At 72.1% G+C, this 16,975-nt stretch carries 16 protein-coding genes and 1 pseudogene; 7 read left to right on the top strand and 10 right to left on the bottom strand.

Features of this window, described 5'->3' with window-relative positions:
* Positions 1-34: 34 nt before the first annotated feature.
* A pseudogene (locus RV983_RS29925) lies at positions 35-1,023 on the top strand (acetylxylan esterase).
* 104 nt (positions 1,024-1,127) lie between these two features.
* Positions 1,128-1,973, top strand: a complete 846-nt coding sequence (locus RV983_RS29920; RefSeq protein WP_475988815.1) for a hypothetical protein — start codon at positions 1,128-1,130, stop codon at positions 1,971-1,973.
* A 33-nt stretch (positions 1,974-2,006) separates the two neighbouring features.
* On the opposite strand, the gene RV983_RS29915 is transcribed toward RV983_RS29920, so the two are convergent.
* From RV983_RS29915 to RV983_RS29895, 5 genes are all read right to left on the bottom strand, one after another.
* Positions 2,007-3,287 (bottom strand): DUF6986 family protein, encoded by a 1,281-nt coding sequence (locus RV983_RS29915; RefSeq protein ID WP_475988814.1) that lies wholly within the window; start codon positions 3,285-3,287, stop codon positions 2,007-2,009.
* A 166-nt stretch (positions 3,288-3,453) separates the two neighbouring features.
* Positions 3,454-4,416, bottom strand: coding sequence for an electron transfer flavoprotein subunit alpha/FixB family protein (locus RV983_RS29910; protein ID WP_475988813.1), 963 nt, complete (start codon positions 4,414-4,416; stop codon positions 3,454-3,456).
* 39 nt (positions 4,417-4,455) lie between these two features.
* Positions 4,456-5,241 carry an electron transfer flavoprotein subunit beta/FixA family protein gene (locus tag RV983_RS29905; protein ID WP_475988812.1) on the bottom strand — a complete coding sequence of 262 codons (786 nt, stop codon included), beginning with the start codon at positions 5,239-5,241 and terminating at the stop codon, positions 4,456-4,458.
* Between the two features lie 201 nt (positions 5,242-5,442).
* On the bottom strand, positions 5,443-5,982 hold the full coding sequence (locus RV983_RS29900) for a flavin reductase family protein (protein ID WP_475988811.1): 540 nt from the start codon (positions 5,980-5,982) through the stop codon (positions 5,443-5,445).
* Between the two features lie 196 nt (positions 5,983-6,178).
* Complete coding sequence (locus RV983_RS29895) at positions 6,179-6,592, bottom strand: TlpA family protein disulfide reductase (RefSeq protein WP_475988810.1); 414 nt, start codon at positions 6,590-6,592, stop codon at positions 6,179-6,181.
* Positions 6,593-6,679: 87 nt separating this feature from the next.
* Here RV983_RS29895 and RV983_RS29890 point away from each other — a divergent pair, with 87 nt between their 5' ends.
* Together RV983_RS29890 and RV983_RS29885 are read left to right on the top strand one after the other, a co-directional pair.
* Positions 6,680-7,096 carry a DUF4395 domain-containing protein gene (locus tag RV983_RS29890; protein ID WP_475988809.1) on the top strand — a complete coding sequence of 139 codons (417 nt, stop codon included), beginning with the start codon at positions 6,680-6,682 and terminating at the stop codon, positions 7,094-7,096.
* Between the two features lie 142 nt (positions 7,097-7,238).
* Positions 7,239-7,979 carry a lysophospholipid acyltransferase family protein gene (locus RV983_RS29885; protein ID WP_475988808.1) on the top strand — a complete coding sequence of 247 codons (741 nt, stop codon included), beginning with the start codon at positions 7,239-7,241 and terminating at the stop codon, positions 7,977-7,979.
* A gap of 7 nt (positions 7,980-7,986) precedes the next feature.
* Here RV983_RS29885 and RV983_RS29880 read toward each other — a convergent pair whose 3' ends face one another.
* Positions 7,987-8,586, bottom strand: a complete 600-nt coding sequence (locus RV983_RS29880) for a transglutaminase-like domain-containing protein (RefSeq protein WP_475988807.1) — start codon at positions 8,584-8,586, stop codon at positions 7,987-7,989.
* Positions 8,587-8,707: 121 nt separating this feature from the next.
* Here RV983_RS29880 and RV983_RS29875 point away from each other — a divergent pair, with 121 nt between their 5' ends.
* Positions 8,708-9,760 carry a DUF3048 domain-containing protein gene (locus RV983_RS29875; protein WP_475988806.1) on the top strand — a complete coding sequence of 351 codons (1,053 nt, stop codon included), beginning with the start codon at positions 8,708-8,710 and terminating at the stop codon, positions 9,758-9,760.
* A 3-nt stretch (positions 9,761-9,763) separates the two neighbouring features.
* Here the strand turns inward: RV983_RS29875 and RV983_RS29870 are convergent, their stop codons facing one another.
* Both RV983_RS29870 and RV983_RS29865 read right to left on the bottom strand, forming a co-directional pair.
* Entirely contained in the window at positions 9,764-10,159 is a 396-nt protein-coding gene (locus tag RV983_RS29870) for an STAS domain-containing protein (protein ID WP_475988805.1), read from the bottom strand.
* A gap of 134 nt (positions 10,160-10,293) precedes the next feature.
* Complete coding sequence (locus tag RV983_RS29865; RefSeq protein WP_475988804.1) at positions 10,294-11,445, bottom strand: M24 family metallopeptidase; 1,152 nt, start codon at positions 11,443-11,445, stop codon at positions 10,294-10,296.
* A gap of 72 nt (positions 11,446-11,517) precedes the next feature.
* On the opposite strand from RV983_RS29865, the gene RV983_RS29860 reads away from it, so the two are divergent.
* Together RV983_RS29860 and RV983_RS29855 are read left to right on the top strand one after the other, a co-directional pair.
* A complete protein-coding gene (locus tag RV983_RS29860) occupies positions 11,518-12,144 on the top strand; it encodes a uridine kinase family protein (RefSeq protein WP_475988803.1) in 627 nt (208 codons plus the stop codon).
* A gap of 380 nt (positions 12,145-12,524) precedes the next feature.
* A complete protein-coding gene (locus RV983_RS29855) occupies positions 12,525-14,420 on the top strand; it encodes an AAA family ATPase (RefSeq protein ID WP_475988802.1) in 1,896 nt (631 codons plus the stop codon).
* A 108-nt stretch (positions 14,421-14,528) separates the two neighbouring features.
* On the opposite strand, the gene RV983_RS29850 is transcribed toward RV983_RS29855, so the two are convergent.
* Positions 14,529-15,605: a hemolysin family protein gene (locus RV983_RS29850; protein ID WP_475988801.1), complete on the bottom strand. Its 1,077-nt coding sequence runs from the start codon at positions 15,603-15,605 to the stop codon at positions 14,529-14,531.
* Positions 15,602-16,942, bottom strand: a complete 1,341-nt coding sequence (locus tag RV983_RS29845; protein WP_475988800.1) for a hemolysin family protein — start codon at positions 16,940-16,942, stop codon at positions 15,602-15,604. The genes RV983_RS29850 and RV983_RS29845 overlap by 4 nt, the downstream gene beginning before the upstream one ends.
* Positions 16,943-16,975 lie beyond the last annotated feature (33 nt).

Below are 16,975 nucleotides of genomic sequence, written 5' to 3'. Positions count from 1 at the left end.
TCGATGGCCGCCGATCAAGGAGGGACGTACCGTCATGCCGCTCACTGACCTGCCGCTGGACGAACTGCGGGCCTACGCACCCGAGACGGCGGAGCCGGAGGACTTCGACGCCTTCTGGGCCACGACGATCGCCACCGCCCGGGAGACCGCGGGCGGCGGCGCCGAGTACCGGCCCGTCGCGGATTCGCCGCTGAGGACGGTGGACGTCTTCGACGTGCGCTTCCCCGGCTGGGGCGGCCAGCCGATCGCCGCGTGGCTGCTGCTGCCCCGCGGGGCGAAGGAACCGCTGCCCGGCGGCGTCACTGACATCGGCTACAGCGGTGGACGCGGCCTCCATCACGAGCACTTGCTGTGGAGTGCCGCCGGGTACGCCCACCTCGTCGTGGACAGCCGCGGCCAGGGGCACGACACGCCGGATCCGGACGCGATGCCCGGGCCCCAGTACGTCGGGGGCTTCATGACGCGGGGCATCGAGCACCCGGAGCACTACTACTGCCGGCGTCTGATGACGGACTGCGTGCGCGCGGTCGACGCCCTGCGCGAGCACCCGCGCGTCGACCGGCGGCGCGTGGTCGTCTCCGGTGCCAGCCAGGGCGGGGGGCTCGCACTGGCGGTCGCCGGGCTGGCGGGGGACGCGGTCGCGGCGGCGCTCGTGGACGTGCCGTTCCTGTGCCACTTCCGGCGCGGGGCGGACACGGCCGCCGACGGGCCCTACCCGGAACTCGCCCAGTATCTCGGGGTACACCGGCGGGTGGACCCCGAGGAGTGTTCGGCACGCTGTCCTACTTCGACGGCGTCCACTTCGCGCCCCGCGCGACCGCCCCGGCGCTCTTCAGCGTGGGCCTCATGGACCCGATCTGCCCGCCCTCGACCGTGTACGCCGCGTACAACCGCTACGCAGGCGAGAAGGACATCCGGGTCTGGCAGTTCGGCGACCACGCCGGCGGCCGTGGTTCGCAGCCCCTGGAGCAGGTGCGCTGGCTGAGCGGGCTCGGCCTCTCGCCGGACGGCCCGGCCCGGTAGTCGCCCACGCGCCGCCCGCAGCACGTGCGTCCCGCGGCGACGTGATGCGACAAGCGCGGGGCCGCAGCCGATCGGGGCCACACCGCCCGCTACCATCCCGTCGCATGGCGAGGCGGGGGTGGCGGCGGGGTGCCGCGGCGGGGGCAGCGGTGCTGGCGGCGATCTGTGCCTCCGGTCCTGAACACCCGGAGTCCATCAGCACGGCGTCGGACCTCGGCCCCCTCCCGGCCGACCGCTACGCCTACACGCAGGAGGACTACCAGCGGTCCGAACGGGCATCGGCATTGCTGGTCCGGCAGTGCATGGCGGACCGCGGCCACCCGGACTTCCCGCTCGACCCCCGCTACCCCCGCGACCCGATCGTCGCCACAGCGGTCGGCACCGACTACGGCGTCCTCGATCTCGACGCCGCCCGCCGCTGGGGCTACGGCTGGGACCCCGTAAAGCAGGCGGATTCCCAGCCGAAGGGCCGCCGGATGACCAATGCCGAGTACGCGGATCTTCCGGCCTGCACCACCGAGGCGGGCCGCCGGCTGATGCGCGGCATCAACGTCGAACGGGACTGGCTCTACGCGGGCCGACGGGCGCTCGAGGTCGACAAGGCGCTCAAGCGCGACCCGGGTCTCCGCGCGGCCTGGGACGTGTGGTCCCGCTGTGTGTCAGGAGAAGGATTCACCCGCTACCCCGACCCCGCCGCGGCTTACACGGACGACGCCTGGGAGCGGGGCAGCGACGGCAACACCCGGCATACGCAGCGGGAGCGGGCCACTGCCGTCGCGGACGTCACCTGCAAGCGCCGGCACCGTACGGCAGAGGTCTGGCACGCCCTGCAGGCGCGGAAGCAGGCCGCGGACATCGCTGTGCACCGCGACCGCTACGCCGCCGGTCTGCGGGCGCTGCAGACGTACCGGGCCAACATCACCGGGGTCCTGCGGAGATCCGGCCGGTGAGGCGCGGGCGCCGTCCCGGCGGGCGGACGAGGACTACCCCCGGTCGGGCACACCCGCCAGCACGCCGAGGTCCCTTCGCGACAATCCCGAGGCGGCGGTGACCTCGTCCGGGTCGACGGCGCCGCAGTCGAGGCCGCGGCGGAGATAGCCGCTCAGCGCCCTGGCGGTGGCGGGCTCGTCCATGACGGCGCCACCGACTTGGGCGACGTACGCCGCGAGGCGGGCGGCGGCCGCGGGGAGGCCTTCGCGATAGAAGGCGTAGACGGCGGCGTAGCGGGTGGGCAAGTGGCCGGGGTGCATGTCCCAGCCCTGGTAGTAGGCGCGGGCGAGGGAGCGCCGGACGAGGCCGTAGTGCAGACGCCAGGCGTCGTGGACCTGTGCGGTGGGCCCGACCGGGAGGACATTCGTCGCGCCGTCGGACAGCCGCACTCCGGTGCCGGCGGCGGCCACCTGCATGACGGCCTTGGCGTGGTCCGCGACGGGGTGGTCCATCGACTGGTACGCCGCGCTGACCCCGCAGGCGGCGCTGTAGTCGAAGGTCCCGTAGTGCAGTCCGGTGACCCGGCCCTCGGCAGCGTCGATGAACCGGGCGACGGTGGCGGTGCCGTCGGGGCCCAGGACGGACTGCGTCGTCTCGATCTGGATCTCGAAGCCGATCCGCCCCGCCGCCAGCCCGCGGGCCTTCTCGAACTCCTCGGCCAACCGCACCATCGCCGTGACCTGCTGAGCGAACGTCACCTTCGGCAGGGTGAGCACGAGTCCCCGCGGCAGTTCCCCGGCGTCCATGAGGCCGGTGAGGAAGACGTCCAGGGTACGGATGCCCCGGTCCCGGACGGCCGCCTCCAGGCACTTCATGCGGATGCCCACGTACGGGGGCGCGCTCCCGTCCGCCACGGCGGCGTTGACGAGGCGTGCCGCGGCTGCCGCGGCGGCGTCCTCCTCCGCATCGGGCCGGGGACCGTAGCCGTCCTCGAAGTCGATGCGCAGGTCCTCGACGGGCTCGCGCCGCAACTTGTCGCGGACGCGGTCGTGGACCGCCGCCGCGGACCCGGGCGGCAGGCCGAGGACCGCGGCCAGGGACGCGGCGTCGGGCGCGTGCTCGTCGAGTGCGGCGAGGGCACGGTCGCCCCAGGTCCGCACGGTGCCGGCGGCGAAGGCGTCGGCGGGGACGTAGACGGTGTGCACGGGCTGCCGGGTCCCGGGGTCCCCGGGGTAGCGGCGGGCGAGTTCGGCGTCGACACCGGCCAGGGACGCGCCGATGTCCTGGCGCACCGCGTCGCCGAGTGAAGTGCGGACCGCCCCGTCCTGCGCCATCTGCCACCCTCCAACGCTTCAGTGCCTCAGTGCTTCAACAAATCGTTGAAACAACGCTAGGGCCGCCCAGCCGGGCCGTCAATGACGAGTGGAGCCCCGTGGTGCCGTGTGGCATCGCGGGGCTCCATCGCAGCGGCCGTGGGGGCCGGCGGGGTCGAGCGGGAGGTCAGCCCTTGCGGGCGGTGACCTCCTCGGTCAGCTGCGGCACGACCTGGAACAGGTCACCGACCACCCCGTAGTCCACCAACTCGAAGATCGGCGCCTCCGGGTCCTTGTTGATCGCCACAATCGTCTTCGACGTCTGCATACCGGCCCGGTGCTGAATCGCACCCGAAATACCCGCCGCGACATACAACTGCGGCGACACCGACTTACCCGTCTGACCCACCTGATTCGTGTGCGGATACCAACCCGCATCCACCGCCGCACGCGACGCACCCACCGCCGCACCCAACGAATCAGCCAACGCCTCGATCACCGCGAAATTCTCCGCACCATTGACACCCCGCCCACCGGAAACAACAATCGCCGCCTCCGTCAGATCCGGACGACCCGTCGACTCCCGCGCCGTACGCGCCACCACCCGCGTACCCCGGGCCAGCGCGCCGAACTCCACCTCCAACGCCTCCACCGCACCCGCCGCCACAGACGCCTCCACCGGCGCCGAGTTCGGCTTCACCGTGATCACCGGCACCCCACTCGTCACCCGCGACGTCGTCGTGAACGACGCCGCGAACACCGACTGCCTCACCACCGGCCCCTCCGCCCCCGCCACCACATCCACCGCGTCAGTGATCAGGCCCGAACCCAGACGCAACGCCAACCGCGCCGCGACCTCCTTACCCTCACCCGACGACGCCACCAAAACCGCCACCGGATTCACCACCTTGGCAGCCGCCTCCAGCGCATCCACCTTCGGCACCACCAAAAACTCCGCGAACTCCGACGCCTCACACGTCAGCACCCGCACCGCACCATGCCCGGCCAACACACCCGCGGTCGCCCCCGCGCCCGCACCCAACGCCACCGCCACCGGCTCACCCAGCCGACGCGCAATCGTCAGCAACTCCAGCGTCGGCTTACGAACCGCACCATCCACATGGTCCACAAAGACCAGGACTTCACCCATGGAAACTCAAACTCCTCGCAGAACGGACGGACAAGCGCATCAGATGAACTTCTGGCCCACAAGGAACTCCGCGAGCTGCTTGCCGCCCTCACCCTCGTCCTTCACGATCACACCAGCAGTCCGCGCCGGACGCGCCACCGCCTCATCCACCACCGTCCACGCACCCGCCAGACCGACCAGCCCCGCATCGATCCCCAGATCCGACAAACCCAAAGACACCACCGGCTTCTTCTTCGCCGCCATGATCCCCTTGAACGACGGATACCGCGCCTCACCCGACTGATCCGTCACCGACACCAACGCCGGCAACGACGCCTCAAGCCGCTCACTGGCACTGTCACCATCCCGGCGACCCGACACCACACCGCCCTCGACACCCACCTCGGACAGCAACGTCACCTGCGGCACACCCAAACGCTCCGCCACCAACGCCGGCACCACACCCGCCGTACCATCCGTCGACGCCATCCCCGTCACGACCAGATCAAAACCCGCATGCTCGATCGCCTTCGCCAGCACCAACGACGTCCCCATCACGTCACTGCCGTGCAACCCGCCGTCCTCGACATGCACCGCCTTGTCCGCACCCATCGACAACGCCTTGCGCAACGCGTCCTTCGCATCCTCAGGACCCACCGTCACCACCGTCACCTCAGCGCCCTCCGACGCCTCCGCGATCTGCAGCGCCTGCTCCACCGCATACTCATCCAACTCCGACAACAGACCGTCCACCGCCTCACGATCCGTCGTCAGATCCCCCGCAAAGTGACGATCACCCGTAGCGTCAGGCACGTACTTCACCGCTACAACAATCCTCAAGCTCACGTGTGCTCTCCTACTACTGTGTCGGGGTACGTCAACTGCCCGGTAAAGGGCAGCATAGGCGCCGTGCACGGCCGCTCCCCGTCGGGACGCCGCGGCGCTCCGGCAGAAATATTACTCGCCAGTACAGTCCGCTGCCTCCCCGTTCGCAAGGGCGGTGAACTGTGACGTTCCCGACGAGGCCGGGCAGCCCCGCACCAGCGCTCAGTGGCGCAAGGCGTTGAATCGGCCCTGGTGGTAGAGGAGTGGACGGGCGGGGCCATCCGGGGCGCCGGCGACGGCCTGCGCGATGACGACGCGGTGGTCGCCGGCGGGTATGCGGGACACCACGCGGGCGACGAGCCACGCCGAGACGTCTTCCAGGAGGGGTACGCCGTACGGACCAGGGGTCCACGCCGTCGGCGGGGCGAAGCGGTCGGCGCCGCTGCGGGCGAAGGTGGCCGCGAGGTCTTCCTGGTGCTCACCGAGGATGTGGATGCCGAGGTACGCGACGTCCGCGACCGTCCGCCAGGCCGAGCCCGCGGTGCTGATGCCGAACGACACCAGCGGGGGCTCAGCCGAGACCGAGGTGAGCGAGGTGGCGGTGAAGCCGACAGGGTGCGCGCCCAGCGCGGTGATGACGGCGACGCCCGCGGCGTGGCGGCGGAAGACCGACCGGAAAGCGGTGGAGTCGAAGGCGTCGGAGACGGGAGCCGCGCAGGAGGCGGTCGACGCCGGGAGGCCGAAGTCGGGGGACGCGGTCATGGAGTTGTCCTCTTGGTGCTGTCGAGCCGGAGGGCGTGCGGATTTCTGGACGCTCAGCGGCAGTGACAACGGGCGCTCGCATGTCGACCGAGGTCGACATCGAAACGGGCGAATAGAAAGAGGTCTCGCGACATAACGTCAGACTGACGATCAGGGTGCCGCACCGTCAAGGGCGCAGGACCGGGTGGGACCGGCGTCATACCGCCGCGCCGAGCGCCGCGATGACGTCGGCCTTGCGGGGCTGCCCCGCCGCGCGCCGGACGATCGCACCGTTCGCGTCGAGCACCAGGACGGTCGGGGTCTTGAGGATGCCGAGCCGCCGGACCAGGTCCAGCCGCGCCTCCGCGTCGATCTCGACGTGCGCGACGCCGTCGACCATCCGGACGACCTCCTCCAAGGTGCGCCGCGTCGCACGGCAGGGTGCGCAGAAGGCGCTGGAGAACTGGACGAGCGTGGCCCGCTCCCCGAGCGCCGCGCCGATCTCACCTGCCGTCAGCAGTTCGGCCGTGTCCTTGTCCCGCACACGTATCCTTCCGTCGCGCCGTCGGTGCACCAGTCCGAAGACCGCCGCCGCGGCAAGCACCGCGACGCATACCACCCAACCGGTCATCTTCGCCCTCCCGGCGATTGCAGCGTTCACAGGACTGCCATGATTCCCGGGGGTCCGGCCGGGCCGGTGTCCGGAATCATGACTGCCATGAGCACTCACGCCATTGATGCCCGAGGACCGCGGTTCGCCGCAAGCCTGACGACGGTCGTGCTGGCCGTCGTCCTCATCACCGGCAGCGGCTGGCTGCTCGCCGTCCAGGCGCTCGTGTTCGCGGTGGGCGCCGCGGTGGGCGTGCAGCACTCACCCTATGGGCTGCTGTTCCGCGCGGTGGTACGTCCCCGGCTGGGGCCGCCGGCCGAGACCGAGGACCCGGCGCCTCCGCGCTTCGCGCAGGCGGTGGGGCTGGTGTTCGCGCTGATCGGGCTGGTCGGCTGGTTCGCCGGCCCTCAGTGGCTGGGGCTGGCGGCGACCGGCTGCGCGTTGGCGGCGGCGTTCCTCAACGCGGTGTTCGCCTACTGCCTCGGCTGCGAAATGTACCTGCTGATGCGTCGTACGACCGGGTGACGTGATGAGAATCTCGCCCGGGCACGGGCACGCGGGATGACACGGCACCCGTTTACGGTGCACGATCAGCCCGCGGTCGCAAACCTACGGCCGCGTAACTTCCACCGGGGGCCACCCCCTACGAAGAAAAGGGGCCCCACGCATGGCCGAACTCGTCTACCCACCCGTCATCGGCATCGCGCGCACGATGTTCCGGGCGCAGGGTCTGCGCTTCGACATCTCCGGTACGGAGCACGTGCCACGCAATGGCGGCGCGTTGCTCGTCAGCAACCACATCGGCTACCTGGACTTCGTCTTCGCGGGTCTCACCGCGCTCCCGGCCAAGCGCCTGGTGCGCTTCATGGCCAAGGAGTCGGTGTTCCGGCACAAGGTGTCCGGGCCGCTGATGCGGGCGATGAAACACATCCCGGTGGACCGCTCGGAAGGCATGCACGCGTACAAGCACGCCCTGTCCGCGCTGCGCTCGGGCGAGATCATCGGCGTCTTCCCCGAGGCGACGATCTCGCAGTCGTTCACGCTCAAGTCCTTCAAGTCGGGTGCGGCGCGCCTGGCGATGGAGGCCGGGGTGCCGCTGCTGCCGGTCGCCCTGTGGGGCACCCAGCGCATGTGGACCAAGGGGCAGCCGCGCCAGCTCGGCCGCAGCCGCTTCCCGATCTCGATCCGCGTGGGCGAGCCGATGGAGCCGGGCGAGAACGAGAAGGCCGGTGCGCTCACCCGCCGTCTGCGCCTGCGCATCCAGGAGTTGCTGGAGGACGCGCAGCGCACCTACACCGGCCGTCCGTCCGGTCCCGACGACCACTGGTGGCTGCCCGCGCACCTCGGCGGTTCGGCGCCCACCCCGGAGGCCGTGGCCGCCCAGGAGCGGTCCGCCACGGAGGACTGACCTCCGTTCACAGTTCGGTGGGCAGCAGCCGCCACAGGTGAACCCGGTCGGTCGCGGCGCGCAGGGCACGAAGCACGGCCGGCGGCGGTGCGGCGTAGAGCCCCGGGTAGTCGCACTCGCCCCGTTCCGGGCGCGGCACCCAGGCGAGCCGTTCCTCCCGGAGCGAGAAGCGGGCGTCGACGCCGGGCTTGTTGCCGCGCGGGTCCTGTCGGGCCCAGCGGTCGTGGCCGGGGAGCCGGAGCGCGACGAGACCGTGCACGAGCGGGTTGTTCCCGTCGTCGTCGGTGAGCCGCTGGTAGCACAGACCCGCCGGGATGCCCTCGGCGCGCAACAGACCGACGAGGGCGTGGGACTTGGCGTGGCAGATGCCGGTGCGCAGCTCCAGGACGTCGGAGGCGCGCCAGGTGACGCGCGGATCCCCCGAGTCGGCGGAGTGCGGGATGGTGTCCCGCACGAAGGCGTAGGCGGCCCCGGCATAGTCATGCGGAGCCGGGGCCGCCGCCCGTAGCCGGGCGGCGGTCGCGCGCACGAGCGGGTGATCGTGGTCGATCACCTCGTCCGACGCCAGGTAGTCGGCCGACGCGGCGCTCTGGGGTACGGGCTCCATGTGACGGATACTAGGAAGACGCAAGGCAGTTCGGCAATTGATTCTCCTGTAGCGGTATATCTATGCAGTCCGAGAGGTGGCTGTGGTGGACCGTGGAGGAAGACGCGCCACGAACGCGGCGATGGTGGCCGCACTGACCGTGCTGGCCGTGCTGGCCGGGGTACTGCTCCTCGCGCGGCAGAGCGATTCCGACCGCACCTCGAACGCGCCCCGCCGCAGCTCTCCCCCGGCGGCCGCACCGGTCACACCATCGGCGTCCCCCCTGCCGTCCGCCTCGCCCGTGGGCGAGCGCTCGCCCTTCACCGGACTGCCGCAGGACCGGCCGCACCCCGTGCTCGCCGTGAAGATCGACAACGTCGGCCCGGCCCGGCCGCAGACCGGGATCGACCAGGCCGACCTGGTCTACGTCGAGCAGGTCGAGGCGGGGCTCACCCGCATACTGGCCGTGTATTCGTCGTCCCTCTCGTCCTCGTCGTCGTTCCCGGCCCGTCTGCCCGATCGCGTCGGCCCGGTGCGCAGCGCGCGCGAGTCGGATGTGGAGTTGCTGCGCCAGTTCGGCCGGCCCGCGCTCGCCTTCTCCGGCGCACAGAGCAGACTGCTGCCGGTGATCGCGGCCGCGCCCGTGCAGGACGTCTCTCCGGCCCGTGCCGACGAGGCGTACACGCGGGACCGCTCCCGTCCCGCGCCCCACAATCTGTACGCCTCGCCGTCGCGGCTGCTCGCCGCCGCCCCCGACGCCTCGACCGCCCATGACATCGGCTTCCGTTTCGGCCCCGCGCCCTCCGGGGGCACCGCGGCGGCCACCCGCACCGTCCGCTTCCCCTCCGCCTCGGTCGGTCTGCGCTGGTCGGCCCAAGGCCGGCGCTGGCTGGTCTCGTTCGACGGCAGACCCGCCACCGCGACGGGCACGGGGCGGCTCGGCGCGCCGACGGTCGTGATCCAGTACGTGACCGTGCGCGCCTCGCGCTACCACGACCGATGGGGCAGCACCTCGCCGTACAGCGAGACCGTAGGGTCGGGCGACGCGGAGGTGCTGCGCGACGGCACGGCGTACCGGGCGCACTGGTCGCGCCCCGACGCGGACGGCGGAACGGAGTTCACCACCGGGCAGGGCGCGCCGATGACCTTCGCGCCCGGACAGGTGTGGATCGTGCTGGCGTCCCGTCCTTCGTAGACCTCAGGCGATCGCGCCGTCGGTGGCGGCCGGCGGGCCGGGGGTGCCGCGCGCGGCGAGCGCCGAGGCCAGGTCGCCATGCACGGCGAAGACCCCGGTGGTGCGGGTCAGCCGTAACAGCCGCAGCACGGGAGGGTTGTCGGCGACGAGGCCGAAACGGCCGCCGCGCTCCAGGGCGCGCCGGCGGGCGCGGATCAGCACGGACAGACCGCTGCAGTCGAGAAAGTCGAGGCCGCGCAGGTCGACCACCACGTCGGGGTGCGGTCCGGCGCATGCCTCGTCCAGTCGTGCGACGACGCTCTCACCGGCGTACAGGTCGAGCTCCCCCCGCATCTCCACCACGGTGGTACCGCCCACCACCCATTGACGCACCCCGAAGTCGTGCACGTTGTCGAACAAAGCCGGCCCCCCGACTCCCGCACCCTGCTGGGCCCCTGACGCTCCGGCGTACGCCGCGCGCGTTTCGGCGCGCCGCGTACACCCCCGTGCCTCCGGAATACCCCCCAGCGGTACCCGGCGTCAACACATCGGGACTAACCCGGCAGGACGACCAGTTCCCGGGCGGTCTGGTTGAGTCGCTCCCCGCCCTCGGCGGTGCACACCGCGATGTCCTCGATGCGGGCGCCGAAGCGGCCGGGCAGATAGATCCCGGGCTCGATGGAGAAGGCCATACCGGGCTCCAGCGGGCGCGCGCTGCCCGCCACGATGTACGGCTCCTCGTGGGTCTCCAGGCCGATACCGTGCCCCGTGCGGTGGATGAAGTGCTCCCCGTACCCGGCCGCGGCGATGATGTCCCGCCCGACCGCGTCGAGTTCCTCCGCCGTGACGCCCGGGCGCACGGCCTGCGTCTGGGCGTGCTGTGCGCTGAGCAGCACCTCGTACATCTCCCGGAACTCCGCGGGAGGCTCGCCCACGGCGTAGGTGCGGGTGGAGTCGGAGCAGTAGCCCTCCTGCGTGGTGCCGCCGATGTCGACCACGACGGGGTCGCCGGTGCGGATGACACGGTCGGAGACCTCGTGGTGCGGGCTCGCCCCGTTGGGACCGGACGCCACGATGACGAAGTCGACCGTGGCGTGGCCCGCTTCGAGTACGGCCTCGGCGATGTCGCGGGCGGCCTCCCGCTCGGTGCGCCCGGCCACGACCCACTCGCCGATGCGCCGGTGCACCCGGTCGATGGCGGCGGCGGCCCGGCGCAGCGCGTCGATCTCGGCGGGTGTCTTGCGCATCCGCAGCTCGCGCAGCACCTCGCCGGCCAGGCTCTGCTCGGCGCCGGGCAGAGCGGCGCGCAGGGCGAGCACCTTCTCCGCCCACATGTGGTTGTCGACCGCGACCCGCGCGACCGCCGGCGGCAGAAGGCGGGCGACGAGCGCGTACGGATCCTCGGTCTCGGACCAGCCCACGATCTCGACGCCGAGCCCGCCGAGCGGCGAGAGCTCCGCGCCCGGCCTCTCCAGATCGGGCACGACGAGGAAGGGCTCGCCGAGCACGGGCAGCGCAAGGCAGACCAGGCGCTCGGTGAGATGCGCGTGGTAACCGGTCAGGTAGCGCAGATCGGGCCCGGGGGACACGAGGAGGGCGTCGAGGCCGGCGTCGGCGGCGGCCTTGCGGGCCAGTTCGAGGCGTTCGGCCGGGTAGAGGGGTGCCGGGGGGGCACCAGGGCCGGGAGCAAGGGGGGTGTCGGTCACGGCTCTCACCGTAGACGCCCCTGGCGCCCGGCGCAGGACGCCCGCGTCGGCCAAGGTCGTAGGCTTGCCACGATGGACGACCACACCGCCCCCGATCCGCTCCCGGCACTCGCCGCCCTGCTGCGCTCGCTGCCGCCCTCCTGCGGACCGGTGCGGCTGGTCGCGGTCGACGGGCACGCCGGGGCGGGGAAGACGACCTTCTCCGCCGCGCTGGCCCGGGCGCTCGGCGGGGCGCCCGTGGTGCACGTGGACGATCTGGCCACCCATGACGAGCTGTTCGCCTGGACGGGCCGGCTCCGCGAGCAGGTACTGGAGCCGCTGAGCCGGGGCGGGACGGCGCGGCCCGCGAAGTACGACTGGGTGGCGCGGCGCTTCGGCCCCCTCCTGGAGGTGCCCCCGGCGCCGGTGGTCCTGATCGAGGGCGTGGGCGCGGGACGGCGGGCGGTACGGCCGTGGCTGACGCGCACCCTGTGGCTGGACGTCCCCCGCGACACGGCCCGGGAGCGCGGAGAACGGCGGGACGGCCTGCACCTCGCCGACTTCTGGGCCGGGTGGATGCGCGCGCAGGACGCCCATTTCGCCGCCGACCCCACCCGCCCCTTCGCCGAACTGCTGGTGCGGCAGGTGCCGAACGGGTACGAGGTACGCGAATTACCCACCGGTACACCCTTGGCGCACACGACCGCTCACCCAGTGTGACCGTCCACGGCCGGTGCGCTCGCCCCCTCCGCACACCCCCGGACAGGGCTCCGGGGTGGCTTGACCAGGGGGCCGTACAGGACTTACGTTCTGAATACGCGGCCCTGTACGACCGCCCCTCGACGCGAAGCCCCCGGTTGTTCCCCCGTGACCGGGGGTTTCGTTCTGCCCTGGACGGGTGATCCGGCCCCGTACGGCAGCGAATTGCTCACCCAACGTCACGGCCCGCGTGGCTCTACGGCCCACCCCGCCTGCACGGGTACCATGCGATCGGGGTGCGAGGAGATGCGTTCGCGGTGCGCACCCCGATTCAACTCCCGCTTCGGGGCGTGTGGTTGGGGCGGCGAGCGACACCGGGGGGAACGGTTGGTGGGGACCTGATGGATTTCGGCACGGAACATCCCGGCTCCCCTGCCGATCTCGCCTGGGTGCGGGCGGTGGACGCCTACACCATGGGCGCGTACACCCAGGCCGAGGAGGAGTTCCGGGTGGCGGTGCGCCTCGACCCGGGCATGGCCGACGCCTGGCTCGGACTGCACGCCCTGCGTGCGGACACCGCGACCGCGCTGCTGCAGATGTACCGGCACCGGGACCGCTTCGGCGAGCAGCGCCGGGCCCGCCGGCGTTCCATGAACTCCTGGTACTGGCTGGGCTGGTGGGTGCAGCCGGTCCTGGAGACCCGCCGCGACCTGCTGCTGGCGCACGCCTCGCACTGGCTCGACGGACGCCATATCGCGGAGCTGGACCGGGCGTTGGCCGAGTGCCCGCCCGTCGACACCGACCCGCACGTCCGTTTTCTGCACGCCTGCCGGGCCTACCTGGTCAAGGACTGGGACCAACTGGTGCGGCACACCGAGCCCCTGCTCGGCGACCCCGTGCTCGGCATCGAGGCGGGCCTGTTCGGCGGCATGGCCCGGGTGCGTCTGGAGCTGTACGGGCAGGCCGAACCGCTGCTGGTCACCGCCCTGATGCGGTGCCGCAGCGAGCAGCCGCAGCGCAAGGAGCTGCGCTACTGGCTGGCACGCGCGTACGAGGGCACCGGCCGCACCGCGGCCGCGCTGCCGCTGTACCGGGCCGTGCACCGCGTCGACCCCGGGTTCATGGACACCGCCGCACGCCTCACCGCCATCGACGAGGCGGACGGCCTGGGCGACGAGGCCGTCGACTACGCCTCCGTGGCCATGCCGGGCTTCGGGCAGACCGCCCCCGAGGGACTGTCGCCCGACCCCGACCCCCTGGACACACGAGGGGGCGCGATGGGCGGCGGTACGGGCGGTTCCGTGCTGGACGACCCGCTCGGCGGCGCCGGCCCGATCGACGACGACATCCGGGAGAAGGCGGTCCTGCCCGTCTCCCCCGTCGCGCCCCAGGTGCCGGTCATCGCGCCGGACCCGGTGCTGCTCGCCCAGGCGCTGGCGGAGCTGGACCGCATGGTGGGGCTCGAACCGGTGAAGCGCCAGGTCCGCGCCCTGTCGGCGCAGTTGCGCATGGCCCGGCTGCGGGCCGGCCAGGGTCTTCCGGTACAGCCCCCGAAGCGGCACTTCGTCTTCTCGGGACCGTCGGGCACGGGCAAGACGACGGTCGCCCGCATTCTCGGCCGGGTCTTCTACGCCCTGGGGCTGCTCGGCGGCGATCATCTGGTGGAGGCCCAACGGGCGGACCTGGTCGGGGAGTTCCTGGGTCAGACCGCGGTGAAGGCCAATGAGCTGATCGACTCCGCCCTCGGCGGGGTGCTGTTCGTGGACGAGGCGTACGCCCTGTCCAACTCCGGCTACAGCAAGGGCGACGCCTACGGCGACGAGGCCCTTCAGGTACTCCTCAAGCGCGCCGAGGACAACCGCGACCGGCTCGTGGTGATCCTGGCCGGCTACCCCGAGGGCATGGACCGCCTGCTGGCGGCCAACCCCGGACTCGGTTCCCGCTTCACCACCCGCGTCGACTTCCCCAGCTACCGCCCGCAGGAGCTCACGGACATCGGCGAGGTCCTGGCCGGCGACAACGGCGACCGATGGGACGAGGAGGCGCTGGAGGAGCTGCTGGCGATCAGCGGCCATGTCGTCGACCAGGGCTGGATCGACGAACTCGGCAACGGGCGCTTCCTGCGCACGCTCTACGAGAAGAGCTGCGCCTACCGGGATCTGCGTCTGTCCGGCTACGCGGGCCCGCCGTCACGCGACGACTTGTCGACATTGCGACTGCCCGACCTGATGCAGGCGTACGGCGAGGTCCTGTCGGGCCGCGGTCCGGGGCTGTCACCGCCGGAACCCCTGGACTGACGGGACCGAGGGAACCGGGGCCGGGGCGGTGCCGCTCCGGGGGCCGGCGCAGCCCGCACGGCCGCGCACGAAGAAGGGGCCCGGGCGATCGCCCGGACCCCTTCCACGTCAGCTCGCCAGCACCTGCGGCGCGTGGACGCTCTCCCGCTCGGGAACCTGCTCGCGGTGGGCCGGGTCGCGGACCTCGCCCACCAGCATCTCCAGCACGTCCTCCAGGGCGACCAGCCCCAGCACCCGCCCGCCCGCGTCCGCGACCGCCGCCAGGTGCGACGCGGCGCGCCGCATCTGCGTCAGTGCGTCGTCCAGCGGCAGCTCGGCCCGCAGGGTGGCCATCGGCCGCCAGAGCCGGGAGGGCACCGGCCGGTCCGGGTCGTCCAGGTCGAGGACGTCCTTGACGTGCAGGTAGCCGAGGTAGACACCGTCCGGCCCGGCCACCGGGTAACGGGAGTAGCCGGTACGGACGGTCAGTTCCTCGATCTCCGCGGAGGTGACGGACGCGTCGACCGTCACCAGTTCCTCGGGGGCGAGCAGGACGTCGGTGACCGGGCGGGTGCCCAGCTCGAGCGCGTCCTCCAGGCGCTCCTGCGCGTCGTCGTCCAGGAGTCCGGCCTGCCGGGCGTCCTCGACGAGCACGGTGAGCTGCTCGCTGGTGAAGACCGCGTCGATCGCGTCCTTGGGCTCGACCCGGAACAGCCGCAGGATGATCCGGGCGCTCCAGCCGAGCACCGCGATGACGGGCCGGAACACCCGGGCGAAGCCCACGAGTCCCGGGCTCAGCCAGAGCGCGGTCTTCTCGGGCGCGGCCATGGCCAGGTTCTTCGGGACCATCTCGCCGATGACCAGGTGGAGAAAGACCACGACGGCCAGGGCGATCACATATCCCGCCGGATGGACCAGGCCGTCCGGGAGGTGGACGGCCACGAAGAGCGGCTCCAGCAGATGCGCCACGGTCGGCTCGGCGACCGCGCCCAGCGTCAGGGAGCACACCGTGATGCCGAACTGGGCCGCGGCCATCATCTGCGGCAGATTCTCCAGGCCGTGCAGCACGGTTCTGGCCCGCCGGTGGGTATTGGCCAGGGGCTCGATCTGGCTGCGGCGTACGGAGACCAGCGCGAACTCGGCACCGACGAAGAAGCCGTTGCCCAGCACCAGCAGGGCGGCGAAGAACAGTTGCAGGAAGCTCATCGGTCGCGCTCCTGCCCCGTCTGCGGCTCGTCGAACCCGACGCGCACCAGGCGAACCCTTTCGGCACGGTGGTGCGCCACTTCGCGCACCCGCAGCTCCCACCCGGGCAGCACTGCCGTGTCGCCCGGTTCGGGGATGCGTTCCAGCAGGTCGGCGACGAGGCCGGCCACGGTCTCGTAGGGGCCCTCGGGCGCCTCGAGTCCTATGCGCTCCAGCAGGTCGATGCGGCAGCCGCCGTCGGCGTCCCAAGCCGGCCGGCCGCCCTCGGCGGCCACCTGGGCCAGCTCGGGCAGGTCGGCCGAGTCGTGCTCGTCGCGGACCTCGCCGACGAGTTCCTCGACGATGTCCTCCAGGGTCACCACGCCGGCCGTGCCACCGTACTCGTCGACCACGACGGCGATGGGCTGCTCGCGCCGCAGCCGCTCCAGCAGCGGCTGGACGGGCAGCGTCTCGGGGACGAGCAGCGGGGCCACCGTGATCCGCCCGACCGGGGTCCGGTCGCGCTCGTGCGCGGGGACGGCGAGGGCGTCCTTGAGGCTCGCCATGCCGACGATGTCGTCCAGCCGCTCCCGGTAGACCGGGAAGCGGGACAGCCCGGTGGCCCGGGTGAGGTTGAGTACGTCGGCGGCGGTGGCGGTGTCCTGGAGGGCACTGACCCGCACGCGCGGGGTCATCACGTTCTCCGTCGTGAGTTCGCCGAGCGAGATCGTGCGGACGAAGAGGTCCGCGGTGTCCTGCTCGATCACGCCGGCCTGCGCGGAGTGCCGGGCGAGCGAGACCAGCTCGGTCGGGGTGCGGGCGGAGGCGAGCTCCTCCGTCGGCTCGACGCCGAGGGCGCGCACCAGGCGGTTGGCAGCGGTGTTGAGCAGCTCGATCACCGGGCGGAAGGCGGCGGAGAAGACCCGCTGCGGTCCGGCCACGAACCGGGCCACCTGGAGCGGGCGGGAGACCGCCCAGTTCTTGGGGACCAGCTCGCCGACGACCATCTGGACGGCCGCGGCGAGGATCATGCCGATGACCACGGCGATGGCGGGCGCGGCCCCCGAGGGCACGCCGGTCGCGGTGACGGGGCCGGACAGCAGATGGGCGAGTGCGGGCTCGGCGAGCATGCCCACGACCAGCGAGGTGATCGTGATGCCGAGCTGGGTGCCGGAGAGCTGGAAGGAGAGCTTGCGCAGCGACTCGACGACGCTTTGTGCCCGGCGATCGCCCTCGGCGGCCGCACGTTCGGCAGCCGGCCGCTCCACGGTCACCAGGCCGAATTCGGCGGCGACGAAGAAGCCGTTCGCGAGGATCAGGACAAAGGCTGCCCCGAGGAGCAGCAACGAGGTGTTCATGCCGCCGCTCCGCGATGTCGGTGCGGAGGGGCG

The organism is Streptomyces sp. RLA123, assembly GCF_056270165.1.
Note: the sequence above shows the minus strand (reverse complement) of the source record. Positions and strands in the feature narration are given on the sequence as shown.